A 2,373-nucleotide genomic window follows, 5' to 3' on the forward strand; every position below is an offset into this window, starting at 1 on the left:
CCGAACAAGGGTTATTGAAGTAAATTTAAATCCAGATTGCCAAGGGTGATGGAAAAGGAATGACATCATCCACACCTTTTAGGCGCTGATATGCCCTTTAGATTGTGACATTCTCATCAAAATATCGAGGTGCTGTTTATTTATACAGTTGTCGTGTGTATTCTCACAGCTCATTAAAAGGAGTAGTAAGAATGGCGTTCAATTACGAAGAAAAAGTCCCAAATCCAGCCGAGTTTTGTGAGATGCGAGTGAAAGCAAAATTATCACCGAAGTCACTGAAGGCAGCCACAATCGCTTTACCAAATAGTTTATACGGCATTTCTATTCGAGATGGTGACCAACTCATTGCGATGGGGCGTGTTGTTGGCGATGGCGCGTGTAATTTTGAAGTGGTTGATGTCGCAGTCGATCCAACCTATCAAGGGCAGGGTTTAGGTAGAAAAGTGATGGAATACATCGACAATTACCTATCGTCTGTTGCACTGGAAGGATCGTATGTTTCCATGATTGCTGATGAACCGGTGTTTTATGAGAAACTCGGTTATAAGCTTGTATCTCCAGCTAGCCAAGGCATGACAAAGAAGTTTCCACCCAAGCGTATGTAATAAAGAATTGTGGCTCTACCATGACGTTATGCAAAGAGCCTCAAGTTTAAAAGGAACACATCAATTAATGAAAAAAAGAATCTTGGCGTTATCGCTGCTTGGTCTATCAAGCAGTGTATTCGCTGACAGTGAATTACCAAGCACTAGTTATGAAATGACCGTTGCAGTGGAAGAGCAATCCCTAAAGCACGACTTTCCATCTGTTAAGTTTGATTACCTTGGCCAGACGCTTACCACGAGCGTTGATGAGTGTTCGTATACTGGAACGCTCTCTGAAGATGACGACAACACGATTCTTCTATCGGCCACGATGTCATGCACTTATGAAAGTGGATCAAGCTACAGTGAGATGCCAGACTTCGTGCTCAAGCATGAGGGTGGTGAAGCGAGTATGAGCTTTGGTGATGGCGAGACTGATATGTGGACATACTCCGTCACAGTTAAGAAGCTCGATTTATAGTTAACCTTCATTAGCAAGTTGACACGTTAGCCATGGCACTCTTGTCGCCTCTTGCTGCGTAACTACATGCCATGAGACGTCGATCAATATAATAAGTTAGATAATCCAACGTTAGATTGTTACTATGCAATCAACTTTATAAATGCGTATTGGTTTATATAAATGATTGATAGTAAGTACATTAAACACCCATACTACTGTGAAAACTGTAACTCAATGACTCCACACCTTGCTATGAGCAGCTCTGTTGAGGAGCAAAAGGAGCAAGCGGAATCAGAAGCAAGACAGTGGAAAATAGGGATGTTGGTGGAGTATATCGTAAACCTGTTTTTTAAAGACGATAAAGACACGCCTGGATTTTTCATAGACCAAGAATATCAATATCAGTGTGAGAAGTGCGGCACCAAGTCATGGCATTGATATTATTGGATTTGGTTTCATTCGATGCCTAATTTTTAGCTTTTAAAACTTCTGCTGATCAGCATCTTAGATTACAGTAACCTGACTATGTGAGTGTGTCTATATCTTGAGGTTTAAATGGAATATGTCGTCGTCGATGCTACGCAAGTCCCAATGTCATTGTTACTTGAAGCAGACCCGTCTGAAGCAAGTATTGCATCGTACTTAAGCGAATCATGGTGTTATGCAGCGAAACGAGATAATAAAATTCTAGGTGTCTGTGTTGTTAAACGAATCAGTGACGATACTGCAGAGATTTTTAACGTGTCAGTCAGCCCTAAACATCAACAGCAAGGTATTGGGGCTGAGGTTTTAAATTTCGCTCTCAAGCAAGTGGTTAATCAAGGAATTAAGCGTGTTGAACTGGGAACGGGTACGTTCGGTTATCAACTAACTTATTATCAACGAGTTGGTTTTAGGGTTGATCGCGTGGTTAAAAACCACTTTATCGACCATTATCCAGAACCCATCTTTGAAAACGGTATTCAACATCAAGATATGTTGAGGCTGTATATCGAACTTTAATTGTGCTGGAAGCACTGTTTAAGCAGAACAAAGACAAGACTAAATAACCTCATCTAATAAGGCTCATTATGCCGTTTCCTTTTTGTTATGGAGGACAAAGGAAGTGATTTACCCAAAGGCTTTAAACATCGGTGACAAAATTGGTTTTTTCTCACCGTCTTCCCCTGCGACAGTGTTCGCTCCTAATCGGTTTGCTCGCGCTAAAAATTACTTGGAATCGAAAGGTTTCACCTTAGTCGAAGGCTCATTGACGGGGAAGTCTGACGGCTACCGTTCTGGCTCTATTCAAGCAAGAGCCGAAGAGCTAAACCAACTGATTCGAGA

The 2,373-nt window shown here is 41.4% G+C and carries 5 protein-coding genes; all 5 read left to right on the plus strand.

The genetic code is table 11. The annotated features are described in order from the left end of the window. Positions 1 to 191: 191 nt before the first annotated feature. Positions 192 to 605, plus strand: coding sequence for a GNAT family N-acetyltransferase (locus BCT81_RS00945; protein WP_061031371.1), 414 nt, complete (start codon positions 192 to 194; stop codon positions 603 to 605). 67 nt (positions 606 to 672) lie between these two features. Continuing rightward, positions 673 to 1,065 carry a hypothetical protein gene (locus BCT81_RS00950; RefSeq protein ID WP_102423003.1) on the plus strand — a complete coding sequence of 131 codons (393 nt, stop codon included), beginning with the start codon at positions 673 to 675 and terminating at the stop codon, positions 1,063 to 1,065. Between the two features lie 162 nt (positions 1,066 to 1,227). Continuing rightward, positions 1,228 to 1,485, plus strand: a complete 258-nt coding sequence (locus BCT81_RS00955) for a hypothetical protein (protein ID WP_102423004.1) — start codon at positions 1,228 to 1,230, stop codon at positions 1,483 to 1,485. A gap of 117 nt (positions 1,486 to 1,602) precedes the next feature. Continuing rightward, a complete protein-coding gene (locus BCT81_RS00960) occupies positions 1,603 to 2,049 on the plus strand; it encodes a GNAT family N-acetyltransferase (protein ID WP_102423005.1) in 447 nt (148 codons plus the stop codon). Between the two features lie 103 nt (positions 2,050 to 2,152). Further along, positions 2,153 to 2,373, plus strand: a 221-nt coding sequence (locus BCT81_RS00965; protein ID WP_198596815.1) for an LD-carboxypeptidase, incomplete at its 3' end; no start/stop codon positions are given.

The organism is Vibrio sp. 10N.261.52.A1 (genome assembly GCF_002876325.1).
GTDB lineage: Bacteria > Pseudomonadota > Gammaproteobacteria > Enterobacterales > Vibrionaceae > Vibrio > Vibrio chagasii.